This window comes from Paraflavitalea sp. CAU 1676, from assembly GCF_029223285.1.
In the GTDB taxonomy this organism is placed as follows: Bacteria; Bacteroidota; Bacteroidia; order Chitinophagales; family Chitinophagaceae; genus Paraflavitalea.
Genome location: NZ_JARHUJ010000012.1, coordinates 18817 through 39001, shown reverse-complemented (window position 1 = coordinate 39001; position 20185 = coordinate 18817). Strand labels below are relative to the sequence as shown.

General features: G+C 49.3%; 18 protein-coding genes. 11 read left to right on the top strand and 7 right to left on the bottom strand.

From position 1 onward, the window contains the following. Positions 1 to 16: 16 nt before the first annotated feature. Positions 17 to 562, top strand: a complete 546-nt coding sequence (locus P2H89_RS32390; protein WP_275835136.1) for a flavodoxin domain-containing protein — start codon at positions 17 to 19, stop codon at positions 560 to 562. Here P2H89_RS32390 and P2H89_RS32385 read toward each other — a convergent pair. Together P2H89_RS32385 and P2H89_RS32380 are read right to left on the bottom strand one after the other, a co-directional pair. Beyond that, positions 556 to 3063, bottom strand: coding sequence for a cation-translocating P-type ATPase (locus tag P2H89_RS32385; protein WP_275835134.1), 2508 nt, complete (start codon positions 3061 to 3063; stop codon positions 556 to 558). The genes P2H89_RS32390 and P2H89_RS32385 overlap by 7 nt on opposite strands. A 171-nt stretch (positions 3064 to 3234) precedes the next feature. Further along, positions 3235 to 3936, bottom strand: a complete 702-nt coding sequence (locus P2H89_RS32380; protein ID WP_275835132.1) for a universal stress protein — start codon at positions 3934 to 3936, stop codon at positions 3235 to 3237. Between the two features lie 335 nt (positions 3937 to 4271). Here P2H89_RS32380 and P2H89_RS32375 point away from each other — a divergent pair, with 335 nt between their 5' ends. After that, positions 4272 to 5321, top strand: a complete 1050-nt coding sequence (locus P2H89_RS32375) for an AI-2E family transporter (RefSeq protein ID WP_275835130.1) — start codon at positions 4272 to 4274, stop codon at positions 5319 to 5321. A gap of 78 nt (positions 5322 to 5399) precedes the next feature. Here the strand turns inward: P2H89_RS32375 and P2H89_RS32370 are convergent, their stop codons facing one another. From P2H89_RS32370 to P2H89_RS32355, 4 genes are all read right to left on the bottom strand, one after another. Further along, a complete protein-coding gene (locus P2H89_RS32370; protein WP_275835128.1) occupies positions 5400 to 6203 on the bottom strand; it encodes a DUF2490 domain-containing protein in 804 nt (267 codons plus the stop codon). Between the two features lie 120 nt (positions 6204 to 6323). Beyond that, positions 6324 to 8588 carry a tachylectin-related carbohydrate-binding protein gene (locus tag P2H89_RS32365; RefSeq protein ID WP_275835125.1) on the bottom strand — a complete coding sequence of 755 codons (2265 nt, stop codon included), beginning with the start codon at positions 8586 to 8588 and terminating at the stop codon, positions 6324 to 6326. A gap of 122 nt (positions 8589 to 8710) precedes the next feature. Beyond that, a complete protein-coding gene (locus tag P2H89_RS32360; protein ID WP_275835123.1) occupies positions 8711 to 9487 on the bottom strand; it encodes an ABC transporter permease in 777 nt (258 codons plus the stop codon). Further along, positions 9484 to 10212 (bottom strand): ATP-binding cassette domain-containing protein, encoded by a 729-nt coding sequence (locus tag P2H89_RS32355; RefSeq protein ID WP_275835121.1) that lies wholly within the window; start codon positions 10210 to 10212, stop codon positions 9484 to 9486. The genes P2H89_RS32360 and P2H89_RS32355 overlap by 4 nt, the downstream gene beginning before the upstream one ends. A 195-nt stretch (positions 10213 to 10407) precedes the next feature. Here P2H89_RS32355 and P2H89_RS32350 point away from each other — a divergent pair, with 195 nt between their 5' ends. The 9 genes from P2H89_RS32350 to P2H89_RS32310 all read left to right on the top strand — a co-directional run bounded on the left by P2H89_RS32350 (position 10408) and on the right by P2H89_RS32310 (position 18906). Next, positions 10408 to 11409, top strand: a complete 1002-nt coding sequence (locus tag P2H89_RS32350) for a histidine kinase (RefSeq protein ID WP_275835119.1) — start codon at positions 10408 to 10410, stop codon at positions 11407 to 11409. A 1-nt stretch (position 11410) separates the two neighbouring features. Further along, entirely contained in the window at positions 11411 to 12136 is a 726-nt protein-coding gene (locus P2H89_RS32345; protein ID WP_275835117.1) for a LytTR family DNA-binding domain-containing protein, read from the top strand. A 163-nt stretch (positions 12137 to 12299) separates the two neighbouring features. Further along, positions 12300 to 13031: a carboxy-S-adenosyl-L-methionine synthase CmoA gene (gene cmoA / locus P2H89_RS32340; protein ID WP_275835115.1), complete on the top strand. Its 732-nt coding sequence runs from the start codon at positions 12300 to 12302 to the stop codon at positions 13029 to 13031. Beyond that, complete coding sequence (locus P2H89_RS32335; RefSeq protein WP_275835113.1) at positions 13028 to 13756, top strand: isoprenylcysteine carboxylmethyltransferase family protein; 729 nt, start codon at positions 13028 to 13030, stop codon at positions 13754 to 13756. Before cmoA ends, P2H89_RS32335 begins: the two co-directional genes overlap by 4 nt. 109 nt (positions 13757 to 13865) lie before the next feature. Beyond that, positions 13866 to 15281, top strand: coding sequence for an aldehyde dehydrogenase family protein (locus P2H89_RS32330; protein WP_275835111.1), 1416 nt, complete (start codon positions 13866 to 13868; stop codon positions 15279 to 15281). Between the two features lie 145 nt (positions 15282 to 15426). Further along, positions 15427 to 16455, top strand: coding sequence for an ATP-binding cassette domain-containing protein (locus tag P2H89_RS32325; protein WP_275835109.1), 1029 nt, complete (start codon positions 15427 to 15429; stop codon positions 16453 to 16455). Next, positions 16448 to 17104, top strand: coding sequence for a methionine ABC transporter permease MetI (gene metI, locus P2H89_RS32320; protein ID WP_275835107.1), 657 nt, complete (start codon positions 16448 to 16450; stop codon positions 17102 to 17104). Before P2H89_RS32325 ends, metI begins: the two co-directional genes overlap by 8 nt. Before the next feature lies 1 nt (position 17105). Beyond that, on the top strand, positions 17106 to 17915 hold the full coding sequence (metQ, locus tag P2H89_RS32315) for a methionine ABC transporter substrate-binding lipoprotein MetQ (RefSeq protein ID WP_275835105.1): 810 nt from the start codon (positions 17106 to 17108) through the stop codon (positions 17913 to 17915). A gap of 193 nt (positions 17916 to 18108) precedes the next feature. Beyond that, a complete protein-coding gene (locus P2H89_RS32310) occupies positions 18109 to 18906 on the top strand; it encodes an SDR family NAD(P)-dependent oxidoreductase (RefSeq protein WP_275835103.1) in 798 nt (265 codons plus the stop codon). Between the two features lie 5 nt (positions 18907 to 18911). Here P2H89_RS32310 and P2H89_RS32305 read toward each other — a convergent pair whose 3' ends face one another. Continuing rightward, a complete protein-coding gene (locus P2H89_RS32305) occupies positions 18912 to 19994 on the bottom strand; it encodes a hypothetical protein (protein ID WP_275835100.1) in 1083 nt (360 codons plus the stop codon). Positions 19995 to 20185 lie beyond the last annotated feature (191 nt).

Sequence of the window (20185 nt, the reverse complement as noted above, 5' to 3'; positions counted from 1 at the left end):
AACCCAATCGCCCAAGATGAATACCATCATTATCTACAAGGGGAAATATGGAGCTACCCGCCAATATGCACAATTATTGGCCCAAACCCTCAACACAACATCGGTCGATGCTTCCGTCACGGACGATGCCATGCTGCGCAGTGCAAACATAGTGATTGCAGGCAGCGCTATTTATATTGGTCGCTTGATGATATCGGCATGGTTGCACAAGCACAAAGCTATCCTGGAACAAAAGCAACTGCATCTGTTTGTTGTTTGTGGTACGCCCTTGTCCGACCAGCAGGCTATAAAAACCCTGATCGATCGAAATATCCCGGCAGAACTCCGCCACAACTTATCCCTATTCTTCCTAAAAGGCAGAATGATCAAAGAGAACCTATCATTTAAAGATCGGCTGCTACTCAGGATGGGTGCCGCGTTCACCAAAGACCCTGAAGCAAAAAACAATATGTTACGCAATTTCGACGAAGTGAAAGCCGACCACCTCACCCCAATCATTCTGGCAGTAAAATCTTCCATCACCGAGCCGCCTGAACATACTCCCAATATGAAGAATCATTGATAAGCTTTGATACCATCCATCTTGCGAATATAGAGTTTCCCCAACTCGACCCAACAGGTTGACACGAAAGCAACCGCTACGCAAAGGGCCAGCTGGCTGCCCGATAGTTCACCCAAAGCAAACAAACTCCGCACTGCCGGAACGTACAGTAAACACGCAATAAATACCAGGGTAACACCAATAACCACCGGCACCAGCCTATTCCTGTACCGCATGGTTCTGAAAACCGAATGCACGAATGACCGGTTCAATTGTGTGAGAAAAATATTGCAGCATAACAAAGTGATAAATATCACAGTGCGAACGGTAGTATGATCCGTACCGGCCTGCAGGTAATAATATCCCAACCCCAGACACCCCGCTGTGATAGCCAGCCCCTGTAATAAACTAACCAGCAACTGCCTGAACGTAAGAAAATTAAACGTCATCTTTCGCGGCGGCCGCTCCATCGTGCCAGGTTCTGCCGGTTCATTTTCATAGATGATCGAACAGGTAGGCCCCATGATCAGCTCCAGGAAAATCACATGCACCGGCGAAAAAATGCCGGCAAAGGACCATCCCAACAGCAATGGTATCATAACGATCAAAATGATTGGGATATGAATAGAAATAATATAGCGGATCGCTTTCTTCAGGTTATCATAGATCTTTCTGCCAAGTGAAATGGCAGCCGTCATACCCGCCAGATCATCATTTGCCAGGATGAGCGATGACGCGCTCTTAGCCACTTCACTTCCGCGTTGCCCCATGGCAATACCAATGTGTGCCGCTTTAAGGGCAGGGGCATCATTGACGCCATCACCGGTCATGGCTACCACCTCTCCGGCATCCTTGAGGGCATTGATCACTTTCAGTTTTGCTTCAGGGAACATGCGCACAAAGACATTTGTACTCACCGACAGCCGCCTTAGCTCAACGGTGCTCATGTTCAGCACATCTGTACCACTTAGCACCCTTCCATCCGCCTCCAAACCCGCTTGCGCGGCGATGGCCAGCGCTGTTTCGGCATAATCACCGGTGATCATCTTAACCCGTACCCCAGCCTGGCGAAACACCGCTATCGTATCAGCTATGCCAGGCTTAATAGGATCTTCGAAAACGATAAGGCCCAAAAAGGTAAATACGAAATCCTCCTGACGGGAAGGCCACGTCATGTATTCACCCTCCGCTTTTCCGACTGCAAGTACCCGGTATCCCAGACGTGCAAATTCCTTACTCTTTTCCAGGTATCGCAGGCGTTCAGCCCCGGAAAGGCTACTGCTCCGCAACACAGCCTCTGGCGCTCCCTTGGTCGCGATCACGGTGCGCCCCGCAGCATTCCGGAACACATGGGTCATCATAGGCGGCACGCCACCCAAAGGATATTCATGTACCTGATCGAATAACGACCTCAGATCGGTTGATGCCGTTCGTTTATACAGGGCATGAATCGACTTTTCCATAGGATCGAAAGGCGCCGTTTCGCTCGACCACATGGCATATTCCACCAGCTCCAAAGGCATATTTGCATTACCGGCGACAGACAACGTACAACCCGTAGCAACATCATACAATTGAACGATCTCCATTTTATTGCAGGTGAGTGTCCCCGTCTTGTCAACGCAGATCACAGTTGCCGCGCCCAGTGTCTCCACATACTGAGGCTGCTTCACGATCACCTGCTTTTTAAGAAGCCGGTAAGCGCCCAATGCCTGGAATGTAGAGAATGCTACGGGGATCTCTTCGGGCAAGATGCTCATGGCCAGTGTAAGCCCCTGCAGAAATGCCTCATTGAAATGGCCACTCAGGTATAGATTAAATCCAACCACCACCACAAAGGCAGCGATGCCTGCCATCACCATCCTCCGCACAAAACGGTTTATCTGTTTCTGTAAGGGTGTTTTTTCCACTGCAACGTGCGCAAGCGACTCCCCGATTTGTCCAAAACGCGTAAGTTGTCCCACGACTTGTACTTCCATCAATCCGCCTCCCGACGTAACAAGTGTTCCTTTCAAAACCTGGTTGTCACCTTCTGGTGTCTTTGCAATGGAGAAGGACTCACCCGTCAGCAGCGATTCATTGACCGACAGATCATTGGAGGAAAGTAATTGCCCGTCGGCCGGAATGACCATACCTTCTTCCAGTACCACACAATCACCTTTCACGATCTCTTCGGCAGGGATCGACACGGATTTCCCATCCCTGATCACCTTTGCGCGTGGAGCGGCCAGCTTATTGAGCGCCTTTACAGCATTGCTGCTGCGATAATCCTGAAATAGCGAAATGCCGCTTACCAACAGCAAAGCCCCCAGCATAATGAAAGCATCCTGCGTTTGCGACAAAGCAAAGTAAATAATACACGTCACCACCAGCAACAGGAACATGGGCTCCTTAACGATACCTAACAATACACGCCAAAACACAGAACGCTTTTCCTGTTGAGTAATATTAGCGCCAAACCTGCGCCTGCTAACCATCACCTCTTCGGTGGTAAGCCCTTGGTCGATTACCAGTTTCTCCATGTAAACAAGTTAAGAAAAAACAGCCTGCGCAGAATAGCTTCCGATTGGATGGTCTGCCAAAATTTCCAAATGGCCATACCAGCGAAAAAATCTCAACAAAATCAAACGTAATGAACATTGGCAAATTCACCTCGGCCATAAAGAAAAACACCTATTAGATTTGCCCCGTATTCATGAGTGGTGAGCAATAAAGAAAGGCTGTGCAACAGTACGAATAACCTGTTCAGCCCGGCTACGCTGGAAAAACCTCGACATCATGCTTCTGCCATAGGCACCAAAAACGACAAAAGCCCCCTTTTTCCCAAGGCAGTATTCGAGTAAAACAGCGTTTACGGGCCCATCGAGCTCATCCCAGCCCACGTGCGTATAATAATTGGAAAGCCACTCACTCAACCGTTGCTTTGCCGCACCCCGATCACGTTCATCTTCTCTCACCTGTATGATCGAAACTTTCTTTTCACGCAACTCCGGCAACAAATAAGTAAACTGCTTGATGGCAAAGGTTGCCGAAGCACTTCCGTCCCATGCAAATACAATTTCTTCTACTCCTTTAAAATCATCCGGAGCAATTATAACCGGACACTCGGCCTTCGTCAACAATTCTTCTATAAAAGTAGTGGGGGTTCTGGCAGCATCTTTACCTGGGGAATACCCGGCATCCACCACCAGCAGATCGGCATACCTCGACTCGTAGACGACTTCATCAATGGGTACTCCCTTATCGCGAAGAACAGCAGCCGGAATATCATGATTATCATAATAAGCCTTGAACTGCTCGATTCCATATGCTATCTTCTGCATTTTTTCTTTCCACGATCCAGACTGCCGATCCACCTCCCATTCGATATAGGTACCGTCGTACATTTTTTTCATCACAGGAAACTCATCCTCCGGTTGATTTTCAAGAAATACCCCGTAATCCCCGAATGCGTGAGGCGCGAAAGGTAAATACCGAATACCAGGCTCTCCTTACAGAGATCAGCCCCATCAAGGGCCATGAGTATCTTTCGCATAGGTCATTTTATTCAAATTTACCCTTACTCCAGGCAAAAGCCTATGATATGCTCCCTCTCCTTTAATGACCTCTATCATGCACAACCCTGATGCAGGTTCTTCGCAAAAGGCCCGGGCGATATGTACCTTGAATAGTATCAGGCTGCCCCGGGGACTGCAAAGGGCAACCCGTCAATTTTAACAAGAAACAGCCTATGCGTAGCTTACCCAAACTCGTCACAGCTAATAACTGGTTAACCTTACAGGGAATCATCCTGTTGCTGGTGGTTGCCTATTTCGGCAAACCGTTGCTGGTGCCGATGAGTTATGGCTTGTTGGTAGCCATCGTCCTGTATCCTGTATGCAGAAAGCTGGAAATTCGTGGCTGGCCCCGCAACCTGGCCATCGGGGTGAGTCTTGGCGGGGTGATCGTATTGTTCCTGGCATTACTGGCACTGCTGGCACTTCAATTGAATGTCTTTCTCAAAGACCTGCCCGACCTGCTTGACAAGCTTACACCCGCCTTGCAGGACCTTCGCAAGGCCATTGGCACACGACTTCATCTTACAACCGATCAGCAGGAAAGCTGGTGGCAGCAGTCGATCGCAGGGGCCCAGGGAAATATCGTCCGGTTGGCTGGCAATTCCGTAAGTGCTACAACCACCACCATCATTTCATTTTTCCTGATCCCGGTATACGCTGCATTGTTCTTATACAACAGGAGTACATTCCTGGCATTCCTGAAAAGCATTGCCGGAGAAAGCTATAAGGATCAACTACCTCAATTACTGAACGAAGTGATCCACACTTATTATGGATTCATAAAAGGTATGATAAAGGTCTATGTCATCGTTGGCATACTCAACAGTATCGGCCTCCTGGCGTTAGGAATCCCACATGCCATACTCTTCGGCATGCTCACGGCCATCATGACCATTATACCTTACGTAGGCATTATAGTTAGTGCATTGCTTCCGATATCGGTTGCCTGGCTTACCAAAGATTCCGTATGGTACCCGATAGGGGTGATTGCAATCTTTGCCGTGGTTCAATATCTTGAAGCCAACCTCATCTTCCCGAAAGTAGTGGCTGCGCAATTGAACGTAAGTACCTGGGCAACCCTCGTAGCGATCGTAGCCGGTGGTCTGCTTTGGGGTATTTCGGGGATGATCCTTTTCATACCCTTTCTCGCCATTCTCAAACTGGTGGTTAACAGGGTAAACGAATGGGAAGCGATCAATATTCTCTTGTCGCGGACTACTTAAACCGCAGATTCAGTGAAACGATATGCGCATCCGGATGCAAAAACCGTGGTCGGGTTCTCACTGCCATTGCCTGAACATCTAGTCGGCCCCGCCATCCACATGATCGAAGGTCTCCCGCCCTTTGTGATGAAAATTGTATTTCAGCGCCATGATCGGTCCGTAATAGATATCAAACTGCTTACCATTGGTACGCAGCTGCATTTGCGCTATGACGCCCGCCATGATGTGAAAGTTTTGGGTAATGCCGGCGCTGTAGTAAACCGACTGACGGAATATATCGAAGCGTTCCTTTGCATATTCTTTGGAGGGAAACTTCAGCATCAGTTCGGCGTAGTAAGACATATTGGGCGCAATGAAGAAAGGCCTTTCCTTCTTTTGCTTAAGGTAATGATTAATGCCATACCGGGCCCGGAGGCGCGGAACGGTCCGGGCAACGCCGTTTCTATCGTCGAAAAATTTCACTTCAAAACGAACCTGTTCAAACATGGTCCCTTTGGGCATATTTTGCGAATAAGCGCCCATCACGATCAACCGGCGTTCCAGCGTTTCGTAGTTGCCGGCTTTATCGACCGCGTACTTTTGATTGCGTGCATAGCCGAGATAGATCTTCACCCGTTCCAGGCCGGAGTAAATGATCCACGGTCGCACCACAAATCGCTGTACATACGCAAATGGATTGTGTTCTGTATAGGAGCCCTGGGTCACCACCTGCACATCTGTCTGGCCGCTCAAATGCCATTTTTTGTATAAATTGAATGAAAGGTCTACTTCAGCAATCGATGCCGGAACAAATCCAAACGTGTACGGCGGCTCATCGGCCTGCGCCATTACGGCTGGCGCTCTTAGCGATAACAACAAAATGATGGGTAATAACTTGTGCATGATGCCTATCCCTGCCAGCAAGACACCACCAAGCCGCCAACGCCACCATTTTGAACAAAAAAACCTGCCCGTTTAGGTAAATCTGTGTCGAAAACCGGCCATTCATCGGTAGCGCTTTTATCAGGTGGTAAAGATCTTAAAGGCAGCATCAGTGCTCCATCCCTGGCCCACCGGCTGCATACGCGTCCAGCTGCGCTCCCCCGTAAGAAATCCATGGTGCCGCCACAAAAACAGCACACCATTTGTGCCGCGGCCGTATATAAAGCCATTGCCGACGCACCAGAACTGGTCGATATGGTTCCAGCCACTGTTCACTTTAATCGGGCCATGCCAAATGGGAAATCCATGATCGTAACCATAATGCCGGTACCAGAGAAGGTCACCATTGGGCAACAACCCGTACAGGCAACCATCCGGCCCAGCCGAAACGGTACGAAAGCTGGTCCAGCCATAGCCTACCGTAAGTGGGCCACTCCAGTTAAAAGTACCGTCACGCCGGCCGTGATGCCGGTACCAAACCAATTCTCCGTTGGGTTTAATACCATAGATCACGCCGCCATCACCGGCAAATAACATGTTAAATCCGCTCCAGTTGTAACCGACTGGTTTGGCGCCCTGCCAATCAAAGATTCCCTTATTTCTCCCATCGTGGAAATACCATACCAGGTTGTTTTCCTGGTTAACGGCATAGACAACACCATCCCCGCCGCCAAATACGTGTTTAAAATGCTGCCAGCCTTCTCCAACTGGCTTCGGCCCCTCCCAGTTACCATCCAGCCACGCTCTACCTACATTACGGTACCAGTTCAGCGTACCCTGCCGCGTAATGGCGTATATGTTTTGTGCCATCCTGCCTTCCACTGGGAAAGGCTTGTTGTTCCACCAGGTGATACCTCCTAAAAGACCATCTTCCCGGGTATGAACGGCCAGCTCAAATCGTTGATTCGTATTTCCGGCACCAAAATCTATATGGGTGTTCACGACATGGGGAACAGCTGGAGCATCCATCCAGGCCCTGCGCATAATACCGTCCGACGCCTGCACATACCAGGGGTCAACGCCGATCCTTAACTGTCCTCTCCATCCATCGTGCACCAGGTCCCAAATGCCTTCCGTTTCTGCCCGGCTAAAGCCGGAACCGGCGCCGGTTATGTTGCCACGTGAGAGCACCACACCAAATGGCTTATTATTCCACCAACACCTGCCCGCCGCACGGTAGGGATCGCGGGCGTGGAGATAGAGCTCAAATGGCTGACCACCGATCTGGCAAATAAGTCCCCGGCCACCTTCGGCATAATGGCCATGCACATTCAACTCACGGCCATCCTCGCCATACCAGGTACCCAGGTCTATCTGACGTCCGGCATCCGTACCGGACGCTTCCACCATCAGGTTCGTAAAACAACGGATGGACAATACGCCCCGCCAACCATCATGATCGGTTTCCCAACGTCCCACCCACATGGCCTCCCATTGGGTGCCTACCGGCCTTGTTTCTGTAATGTAATAGGCCGCACCACGTGATAAAGGGAACCTGGTTTCATTCTCATATTGGATGGTCTCAAACGGGCTGTTTACAGTCTGCGAATTCTTGATCAGGAAAACACGCCTGTTGTCATCATATCCATAGATCAAAAAAGTGTGTCCCGGCGTATCGACCACTACGTCGTAACCGGCAGCCAGCGTTCTTTTGAGGTCATCATTGGAATAGTTTCGCAGAATACCGAAATTGGCTACCCCATATTGAGCAAACCACCGGCCCATCAACGGAACATTGCGCAGATCGAATTCGAACCAGTCAGATTGCCTTTGCGTACCAGATCCATGTGTTGGCGTCAACACCCCACCTGTTTGAGGAATTGAATTAGCAAGAACCTGTAAGGGTGCCGCATCAATATAAGGTACATGCCGGCTAAGGGGAACCGATATATGACTAAGGTGGTGAATAACATCGGCAGATCCCTGAAACCCAACCAGCGATGTTCTTGGAGGCCCCTGCTGATTGCTCCAGGCTCTTACAAGTGATACCAGGTAATGTTCTGAAAGTTTTTCGTGTACGCCCTTCCGGGCATAAGCAGCTTCCAGTGCCGAACAGCCCGCAAAGGCCCAGCAGGTGCCGCGGCTATCCTGGTCGTACGTTGGTACAGTTTGAAATTGCCGGTGAGAAACACTAGCTGGCAAAGTGCCGCTGAAAGTGGTACCATGCCCACCGATCCAATCCAGTGAGAGATGTACCCTTTCATTCAATTCCGCTGCGCTCATAGGCGTTGGCAATTCCGCTTGCGGACTGATGCGGTCTGTTAGTTCTAATTCCGGTGGCATTGGAATGCCTGGCTCGGCAGTTAACAATTCGGGAGAAATGGGAGTGATCATTATACTTTCCATGACTATAAGGTTGATCGCTGAAATTACAACCAGCCCCAGGCGGATGACAACAGTGAAATGACGGTAAATTGAGTGTAAGTATTACACCGGCGGGTCACTTTTGCCATACAATCGCACGTGATTCACCCCTTTTCCCTGCGATGATACACCTCTGCAAAACCTATGGCTAAAAAGATCATAAAAGCAATCACAGCATAAGTAACCAGGGGCATCAAAGTTCCGGCCCTGTCCGGTGCATCCGAAAAGAACAGAAAGATCGAATACACATAAGGAAAGTAAATGATCTTATCCCAATCCATCAACACCAATCCTGCTACCAGCAACCCAATACCCGTAGCCAGCGGAATGATGTAGTTACTGAACCGGATACTAAGCCAATACTGGATCGCCAATACACCAAGTACACCAAGGCCGATACGCCCGCTAAGCCAAAGTATATTGCCAACCGGAACTGCATGCGTCGAAAAAAGATAAACAGGATTGAGCCATCCGGCGATATACCCCGAGGCAAGAACAAAAACGTTTGAAAGGATCATAAATAAAAAAAGGAATACCACGACTACCAGGAACTTCGAAAAGAATATATCAGCATACCGGCGCGGCAGGGCATACACCTGCTTCCAGCCATGGTTACGGAACTCGATCTGCGCAATGGCATTGTTCAGCAGTATCACATACAACGGCAATAAAATGGCCGCCGTGTTTTTCCAGCACATATGGAGAAACACCGTCCAGGGTACTACAGTCAGCTTGGAGCCAAAGATATCCGGCCGGTTCAAAAGGATCACACAATTGATGGCAGGCATAAATGCCGCCGCCAGCACCGTCAGCCAGGCTATGGATGTCCTTCTCGTTTTGAGGAGTTCAGCTTTCGTGTTATATAAAAATGTCAGGTTCATATATGTTTAACGATGATGTCCATAAATAGGCTTTCAAGATCGGCATGTCCTTGATTGAGCTCGTGCAGTTCGGGCAAACTGCCTTCAAACAATACCTTTCCCTGGTGTATGATCGCCAGCCTGGTTGCGATCTTCTCCACCTCGGGCAACAGGTGGCTCGAAACGATCACGGTTTTGGCATGGTGGGCATGGAGCTTCAGCAAAAGATTGCGCATTTCCAGCATACCAATAGGATCAAGCCCATTCGATGGCTCATCCAGTATTAACAAAGGAGGGTCCGGTAAGAGCGCAATGGCAATAGCCAGCCGCTGACGCATACCCAGTGAAAAACGCTTTACCTTCTTCTTACCAGCATCAACCAGCTGCACCGTATCCAGTACTTCCCCGATTCGCTTTTTCTCACATTGATACGCAAGCCGGTAAATCTCAAGATTTTCCCGGGCCGTAAGATGAAGATAAAGAGAGGGATGCTCGATCAGCGAACCCGTTTGCCGCAATAGCGGAAGCCGGTTATGGGAAATATCCTGGCCAAACAGATGCACATGGCCACTTTGCCGTCGGATCAAACCTAGCAGCAAACGTAGCGTTGTCGTTTTACCGGCGCCGTTCGGTCCCAGCAAACCGTAAATACAACCTGCAGGAACAGTCAGTGAAATATTGTCCAGCACGGTCTGTGCGCCAAAATGATGAGATAATTGTTGAATGCTAACTATCGGTGCATACATTGCCAAGGCATTTATTGAACCGTAAAATTGAGCATCGCGAAAACCACCTGCAAGCTTTTTCAACCAAGCACCGAGGCAAAGGATACGAAACCAGGTAAATGAGGCCATGACCCGTTGCAGGCCTGTTGGTTGAGTCTACAAGCCGGTTTGTTGAAACCGGCTGCGCAGCCCTTAATATTTTGACTAATTTTAAGCATGACACCCCGGCAAAGCTTTATCATCGGTCATATCTTCTGCTGGACGCTCACCATGGCGCTCCTGCTGACACCGTTAATAAAATTCGGGGTTACACAACCCGTACCGTATGTGGCAACAGCCTATCTCCTTTACCTCGGAACTTTCTATATCAATCTGATCATTATTATTCCATTGTGGGCCCGTAATAAGCGCATCGTCTCCTTGTTATTGGCCTGGCTGGCGCTCATTGCGTTGTACACCTTGCTCTTTTTGCTGGTCAACTATCTTTTTAACGCATATCAGTACCAGCGTCCCCGGCTGATCATCCTCAACACCTTTACACGAAGCCTTATTTTCTGTGGAATTTTTCTGCTGGCCAGCACCCTCTACCGGTTTACAGTCGATTGGTTCCGGCATGAACGGCTGAGCGAGCAAAAAGAAAACCAACATCTCAAAACCGAACTTTCTTTTTTACGTTCTCAAATCAACCCGCACTTTTTGTTTAATACCCTCAACAATATCTACACCCTTGCCTACCAACGCTCCGAAAAAACAGCCGATGCGGTCATGAAACTATCCGGCATGATGCAATACATGCTATATGAAAGCAATTCGGAAAAGGTTCCCCTGCAAAAAGAACTCGATTATATCGCGCAGTTGATAGCCCTTGAACAACTGCGGGTAAAAGGAAGCATGGCGCTGGATTTCACCATTACCGGAAATCCGGAGAAATACCTGCTCCCACCCATGCTACTGATCCCGTTTGTCGAGAACATCTTCAAACACGGAGTGATCAACGACAAAACCGATCCGGCTTTGATCCGGTTAACAATAGCCGAAGGCAGGCTGCATTTATTCACCAGCAACAGGATGAACAGCCATGTTAAAGATGGAGGCCATGGGGTCGGACTGGCCAATGTAAAACGTCGTATCAATATCCTGTACCCGGGATCGCCAGGGGTAAATATTGAAAAACAAGCCGATCACTACAGCGTTCAATTAATACTGCAACTCCTTTAAGATGGATATTATTAGATGTATAGTCGTTGACGATGAGCCGCTCCCCCTGGAACTGATGGAAGACTATATCAGAAAAACACCGTTCCTGAAACTCGTCGGCACCTACTCAAGTCCTATCGAGGCACTGTCTGTTGTTACGAAAGACCACGTTGATCTCGCCTTCCTGGATATTCAGATGACAGAGATCAATGGCTTGCAGCTTTCCCAATTGCTGAAAAACCGTTGTAAAGTGATCTTCACCACAGCCTACCCCCAATATGCGTTGAACGGGTTTGAGTTGGATGCCGTTGACTATCTGCTAAAGCCGGTTTCTTTCGAACGATTCTTACAATCGATAGGTAAAGCGAAAGAATTGATCGCACCGGAGACACGAATTGAGATACCCGTCAAGAAGGTTGACTTCAGTCCACAAACGATATTCGTAAAAACCGGACAGAAAATAGTACAGGTTGCAATTGATGACATACTGTATATTGAAGGACTCCGGGAGTACATTGCCATTCATACCCAGCATGGAAAAATCATTACCCTTCAAACATTCAAAAAAACGGAAGAATCCCTTCCGCCCGGCCGATTTATCAGGGTGCACAAATCCTATTTAGTAGCTTTTGACAAGATTAGTTCAATTGAAAAAGGACAACTGTTCATACAAAGGAAAGGTATTCCCATCGGGGAGGTTTACAGAGAGGCATTTTTTCTGGCTATCCGGCAAAGGAACTTTCTATAGCCGCCCCCCCTGTTCACCAACACGTACTACCCCCAGTATGTAGAGGATTACACACAGTTGCCCAAATAATACTCATAAAAGCCACTTAGCTCCGGAAATTCAGAATTTCTTTAGAAATGGGTCGTATACTGCTCTACAGACCTAACAAACATTACCGACACTTATGGACAAGGACGAGTATTTCAAAGTACATGTCCCTAAACCGTTCGATTTTCAGTTTACCCCTACCGTTGCCGGCGTTTTTGACGACATGGTTAACCGTTCCGTTCCTTTATATGGAGAGATCCAAAGGATGATCGGAGAACTGGCAGCCAAACACGCCCAGGAACATACCTTTATTTATGACCTCGGATGCGCTACCGGCACCTCCATGATCCAGGCAGAGAAGGCAGTCCGGCAGGAAGTTCATTTTATAGGCATAGACGATTCCCAGGCCATGCTCGATAAATGCCGCACAAAACTCCAGCAGGCAGCCTTCCATCATGAGTATACCCTCCAGGTAGCAGACCTGAACCACTCCGTCCTGGTTGACCAGGCTTCTGTAGTCATACTATGTCTCACACTCCAGTTTGTTAGGCCCATTAACCGGGAACGTTTGTTGAAACAGGTATTCGACGGCATGATTACCGATGGTGTAATCATAATTGTTGAAAAGGTGCTGGCAGAGGACAGCAATTTCAACCGCGACTTTATCGACTTTTATTATGCGATGAAAAGAAGGCATCATTATAGTGACATGGAGAATGCTCAAAAAAGGGAGGCACTTGAAAACGTACTCATCCCCTATAAAGTGAGTGAGAATATAGCCTTATTGGAAAGAGCCGGTTTCCGTAAATGCGAGGTATTTTTCAAGTGGTACAATTTTGCCGGCATCATCGCAAAAAAAACACCATGATCAACATTGGGAACTTCTTTTTCCGGTACAGGAACCTGCTTTTCATATTTCTTTACCTGTTACTCTTTATTCCATCACCACCGATTTTCGCGGAGGCTGCTTTGGGAGGCCGATATTACTATTGGCCCATTACTATCGGACTGCTGGTCACTCTTGCCGGACAGGTTATAAGGGGAGCTACCATCGGGCTAGCTTATATCATACGCGGCGGCAAGGATGGACGGGTATATGCTGAAAGTCTGGTTACAACAGGCATCTTTAGCCATTGCCGCAATCCACTCTATCTTGGAAATATACTGATGTTACTGGGCGTAGGCATACTATCCAATTCCCTGATCTACGTTGCAATTGTGATACCCTTTTTCCTATTCATTTACCAGGCGATCGTACTGGCGGAAGAAAACTTTCTGAAAAATAAATTCGGCGACGCTTTTAATAACTATTGCCAACGTGTCAATAGGTGGATACCTTCCCTCGTAGGTATCGTAGCTACCTTTCGGTCGATGCGATTTTACTGGAAACGATGGTTGATCAAGGAATACAATACCCAATTCATTTGGTTATCAGGTATTACGCTGATCCTGCTCTTTAGGTATCCGCAGCTTACCAACAACGACGATCAACAACGAAACCTGTTACTGGCAACTATCCTGCCATTGCTCCTTTTATACTACCTCACCATCAGATACCTGAAAAAATCGGGCAAATGGACTTCCCCAGCCTGAGCCGCCCAACAAAGTAACATTGAGCTATAGAACAAAGCTGCAAGGGTGCAATTGGGTGAACTTTGTATCAGCAACAAAAGATAAATAGTTCACTTAAAAAAGCACAGCAATGAAACAGATAGATCAGGTGTATATCAACGGACATTTTGTAACACCACACGGCCATCAACGCATGGATATTGAAAATCCCGCTAACAATAAGGTAATTGGTCAGGTAGTATTGGGCGATGAACAGGATGTCCTCGCCGCCATCGATAGCGCGAAAAAAGCATCCCCGACTTTTGCACAAACCACCCGCGAGCAACGCATGCAATATCTTCAGCAACTGCACGATGCCATTATGGCCCGCTTAGACGACCTCAAACAGGCTACCATCGAGGAATATGGAGGCACGGTACAAAGATCATTGTGGTCCAACCGCTATGCAGCACAGATATTCCTGGACTTCAAAGGCATCTTGCAGGATTATGCTTTTGAAAGAACCACCGGCAAAACAACTGTACGGATGGAACCGGTAGGCGTAACCGCGATCCTGACTGCCTGGAACTCCAATGCAGGCTCCATCTGTGTTAAACTGGCCGCCGCCATCGCGGCCGGTTGCACTACCGTGATCAAGCCCAGCGAAATGAGCGCCCTGCAAACACAAATGCTTACAGAAGCCTTCGATCAGGCTGGCCTGCCCGCCGGCGTTATCAACGTCATCAATGGTCGTGGCGATGTAATGGGTCCCATACTGTCTACACACCCCGATATCGATAGGATCACCTTCACCGGCTCTACCGCAGTCGGCAAGATCATTGCCCGCAACGCCATCGACACCATGAAACGGCTCACCCTCGAGCTCAGCGGCAAATCGGCCAATATCATCCTCGACGATGCCGACCTCGAAACCGCCATCCCCATGGCCGTACAGGCCGCCTTTCAGAACAGCGGACAGGCCTGTGTAGCCGCATCGCGACTGCTGGTACCGGAACAATTCCTGCCCCAGGTAAAAACACTGCTGCTGCGCACTGTACAGTCCATGAAGGTGGGCGACCCGAACGATGAATCAACCGTCATCGGCCCCATGGCCAGCGTCAAACAATATGATCGCATTCAGCATTACATACAGGCAGGCATTCAGGAAGGAGCAGAACTCCTGGTCGGCGGCGAAGGAAGACCCGATGGATTATCAGCTGGTTACTTTGTGAAACCAACCATTTTTACCGGCGTCACCAGCGACATGACCATCGCCCGGGAAGAGATCTTTGGCCCAGTACTGTCGGTCATTACTTACAAAACCGAAGCGGAAGCCATCCAGATCGCCAACGACACCATCTATGGCCTCCATGCTTACGTTAGTTCTGCCGACCAGCCACGGGCTATGCGGGTGGCAGCACAGCTACGTGCAGGCCGCGTGGCGATCAATTCCATCCAGCACGATCCCCTGGCGCCTTTCGGAGGCTACAAACAATCGGGTATTGGCCGCGAAGGCGGCGTATTTGGCCTGGAAGAACAATTGGAACCCAAAGCGGTCATGTATTAAGCTCCACCACCCCCTATCACTTTAACAATTTGCAGCGGTAGAAGATTTGGACCATCGCCTATATTACCCTACTTTTGCAGTAGACTATCACGTCCTATAGTCCCTGGATTAATCCGGGGACTTTGCTTTTATGAACAATTATTGAATGATCCAGATTAAGAATATCTCCAAAACGTTCCGGCAACGGCATCAATCATTTAAAGCGCTGGATGATGTTAACCTGCAGATCGCCGAAGGCGATATCGTAGGCATCATTGGTAGCTCAGGCGCCGGAAAAAGTACCCTGATCCGTTGCGTAAACCTGCTGGAGCGGCCGGATAGCGGACAGATACTGATCAACGACATCGACCTCACAAGGCTCAGCAACAGAGAATTGTCCCAACATCGTAAAAAGATCGGGATGATCTTTCAACATTTCAACCTCCTCGCTTCCCGCACCGTATTTGACAACGTAGCGCTACCGATGGAGCTCGACAAAGCAGACCGGGGCACCATAGAAAGAAAAGTGCAGGAACTGCTGAAGATCGTAGGCCTGGAACATAAAGCCGGTGAATACCCCGCCAACCTTTCGGGCGGACAAAAACAACGCGTAGCCATAGCACGTGCATTGGCCAATGATCCCCTGCTGTTGTTGTGCGATGAAGCCACCAGCGCCCTCGACCCCGCCACCACGCAATCCATCCTGCAGCTGTTGCGCGATATCAACCAACGACTGAAGATCACCATCCTGTTGATCACCCATGAAATGGACGTGTTGAAAGCGATCTGCAACCATGTAGCCGTCATCGACCATGGTAAACTCGTCGCCAAAGGAACACTGACCCAACTGCTGATCGACAATCCGCATCCTATACTGCAACAGTTTATGAACACCGGCAACATGACCGTGCCGCCTGATCTGTTCTCGCAACTGCAACCGCAGGAGGCCAACGGGTATACACCGCTCGTTGAACTGGAATTAACCGGCAATATCTCCTTCGATGAATTGATCGACACCGTATACAATCAATTGCGCGTACCGCATAAACTGGTGAAGGCCGATATCGAAAACGTAGGACCATCGACCGTCGGCAAGCTGCTGCTGCACTTACAGGGCACAAAGCCCGATAACGACAAGGCCATTCAGTATTTCAACCAGCGTAACATTAAAAACATCATCAAGGGATATGTTTGACAACAACACCATTTCATTATTGCTGGGCGGACTGTGGGAAACCATATTCATGACCTTCGCGGCAGCCTTTTTCGGCTTTGTACTGGGGCTACCAGCAGGCATCGCGTTATTCCTTACCAGGAAAGGCCAGCTACTGGAAAGCGCTCTGTACCATCGCATACTTTCTGGCGTAATCAATGTATTCCGGTCCATCCCATTCATCATCCTCATCGTTTGGATGATCCCTTTCACCCGCAGCATCGTTGGCACCTCCATTGGCATGCGGGCCGCACTGGTACCCCTGAGCATCGGCGCAGCCCCCTTTATAGCAAGGCTGGTGGAAAACAGCCTCCTGGAAGTACCATACGGCCTCATAGAATCGGTGAAAGCCATGGGAGCTAGCCCCTTGCAAATAGTTACCAAAGTACTAATGCCCGAGGCGCTACCATCTTTGATCAACAATGCCACCATCACCCTGATCACCCTGGTCGGCTACTCGGCCATGGGAGGCGCGGTAGGCGCAGGTGGTCTGGGCCAGATCGGTTATCAATATGGCTACATCGGGTATGATGCCTTCATCATGAACACCGTACTGATCCTGCTGGTAGCCTTGGTATTTGCTATCCAGTTTGCAGGCGATAAACTATCTAAAAAATTCAATCGGAGATAATATGAAAAGACATTCATTCATTGCCGCCGTTGTGGCTGCAACCGTACTCGCATCCTGCGGCAACGCCGGCAGCAAAAACGACCCCAACCACATCAAAGTAGGTATAGCATCGGGCCCTGAGCGCGAATTGGCCGAAGCCGCTAAGAAGGAAGCCAAAGAGAAATACAACCTCGAAGTGGAACTCGTAGCCTTCAATGACTACGTGGTACCCAACGAAGCACTCAACCAGGGCGATATCGACGTCAATGCCTTTCAACATGTACCCTATCTGGAAGCGCAATCCAAACAGCGGGGATACAAACTGGCAGTAGTAGGTAAAACATTCGTTTATCCCATCGTTGCTTATTCCAAAAAAATAAAGAATATCGAAGCCCTGCAACCCGGCAGCACCATTGCCATTCCCAACGACCCCACCAATGGCGGGCGGTCACTTTTGTTGTTGCAAAAGAGCGGTCTGCTGAAATTGAAAGATGGTGTAGGACTGCTTCCCAAAGTAACTGATATCCTGGAAAACCCTAAACAGCTGAAACTGGTGGAGATTGAAGCGCCTCAGCTGCCTCGCGTGCTGGACGACAAGGAAGTAGTGGTAGCCATCATCAACAACAACTTTGCGGCACAGGCCAACCTGGATCCGGCGGAGTTGGGCATCCTGACAGAGGAGAAAGAATCACCTTATGTAAATGTCATTGTAGCCAGGCAGGACAACAAGGACCTTGAAAAAGTAAAGAACTTTGTCAAAGCCTATCAATCCCAGGCTACCGAGCAGGCAGCCGCAAAAGCATTCAAAGGTGGCGCAGTCAAGGGTTGGTAATGCTCAGATGATAACCAGTTCTTCGCGGCTGATGTTTGGTGCTTTCCGTACCAACATGTTCCTTCGCGCTCGCCACTGAGCTTTCTAACAAACCATATTTGAGCTTTTGAACAAACAACCCGATAGGTTGATTGCATGAACTTTGTACTCACCTACATGGGTGATGAAATTCAGCAAAAAATAAAAGACAAATATGGATTTACAGTTAAGAGGAAAAAGAGCCTTGGTAACAGGCTCCAGTGCAGGCCTGGGCGAATCGATCGCACAACTGCTGGCGGCAGAAGGAGCAGCAGTAGTCATTCATGGCCGCAATATCGATCGCACCAACAAGGTAGCAGATAACATAACCAGCGCAGGAGGCTCAGTCTCTACAGCCATCGGCGACCTCAGTACCGACGAAGGGGCCGACGCCGTAGCTACAGCAGCCCTGAAAGATGGTCCCATCGACATACTGGTCAACAATGCAGGGGTCGTGAGTCACCAATCCTGGACGGATGCAACATCCCAGGACTGGGCAAACATCTACAACGCCAATGTGCTGTCGTATGTACGTATGGTGCACCGCATCCTTCCCGCGATGAAATCAAAAGGCTGGGGTCGCATCATACATATTGGGGGCGGACTGGGTATACAACCCATTAAAGAACAACCTCATTACAATGCCACGTTGGCCGCGCGCCACAATTTATCGGTGTCGCTGGCCAGGGAGCTGAAAGGAACCGGAATTACCTCTAATGTGGTATCACCTGGCGCCATCATGAATCCGATGGTGGAGGAGTGGCTCATCAACGCAGCACCAAAATTTGGATGGGGTACGGATATTGAAGAGATCAAGTCCAGGGCAGCACAGGAATTTATACCCAACGATACCGGGAGGTTCGGTCAGCCCGAAGAGATCGCCGGTGCAGTCGCTTACCTCACCAGCCGTTACGCCGATTACATCAGCGGCGCGATCATCCGGGTAGATGGTGGCACCATTCGTTGCTTGTAGAATTACTACTTGCTCAACGCCACCTTCACAACACCGTAACCGCTGGCGATATACACCGTTTTACCGTCGGCCGCAACTGCCATGCCATGGATGCCCTGCGGGAATTGCTTCAGCGTGATCACCCGCTGCTCATCCAACAAAATAAGCCGAAGCCCACCGGAGGTGCAGAAGAAAATACGGTTACTGTTGTCCTGCGGAACGGCCACATAGCTGATCATAGCAGATTTGGCATCCTTCAAAGCACCATCTACCGAAGGTTGTATATAGTTCTCATAAGGATAGGGTGATGGAGTGAACAGCGCCTTAACCTTTCCACCGTCTATCTCACGAATGGTACGGTAAAGCCGGTCCGCTACATACAGTTTGCCTGCTTTATTGATACAAACATCAGATACATTTCCAAACACCGCTTTGGTAAGAGCATCCCCATCTGCAAAGGGCGGTGTTTCATTCGCCTGATCGGGCAGCGGCACACCCGCAAAGGCAGTAATAGTATGACTGCTGTTATTGACCTTTGTCACCGCATTAACATACGCGTTGCCCAGGAATATATCACCATTGGCATCAACGGCAATGCCCCGCGTACCACCCACACCGGTCCTGGTTCCATTCACCGCATTCCGATCGATGATCACTTTCGGATTCACGCCCCACTCATAAGGAAGGTTCACATCAAATAGTACCAGTTGTCCGTATCCCGAAGTGATATACACCTTGCCCGCTCCACCTGGAGCCAGACAAATGCTCTGCGCCAACGCATACACACCCATGATGTTCGACACGGTCCTTACCTTATTGCCTTCCACAATGCGTAGGTCGGCATCACTTTGGTCGATCAGGTAAAGCGCTGTTTTATTGTCGCGGGTATCCAGTGCCAGTTTGGTAATACCAAAGAAACGGGCGTTCAGCGGAGCAACGTCGGTCGTTGATCCATACTCCGTTTCGGAGCCAGCCACGGGCGTCACCTGCACTGTGATTTCAGTATCACCCGGCGTGGGGTCAGCAGGCGTTTGCGCATCATCTTTGTCGCACGACGTCCATCCGATGGCGCCGCTAAGAAGATAGTACAATACACTTTTTACACGCATAACTTCACAATTTGAATGATGAAAGACAAAGATTACCTCACATTCAAGCGGAAGAAAATAGCGGCCAAGATGAATTGGCAAAAAGAAAGCATCAACTGTTGAACACCCCACAACCAGCCCCAAACGCAGGAACCCTTCAGATCCCAAAGACCTGAAGGGTTCGTCTAATGCCAGCTCGCCCCGGCATTGCC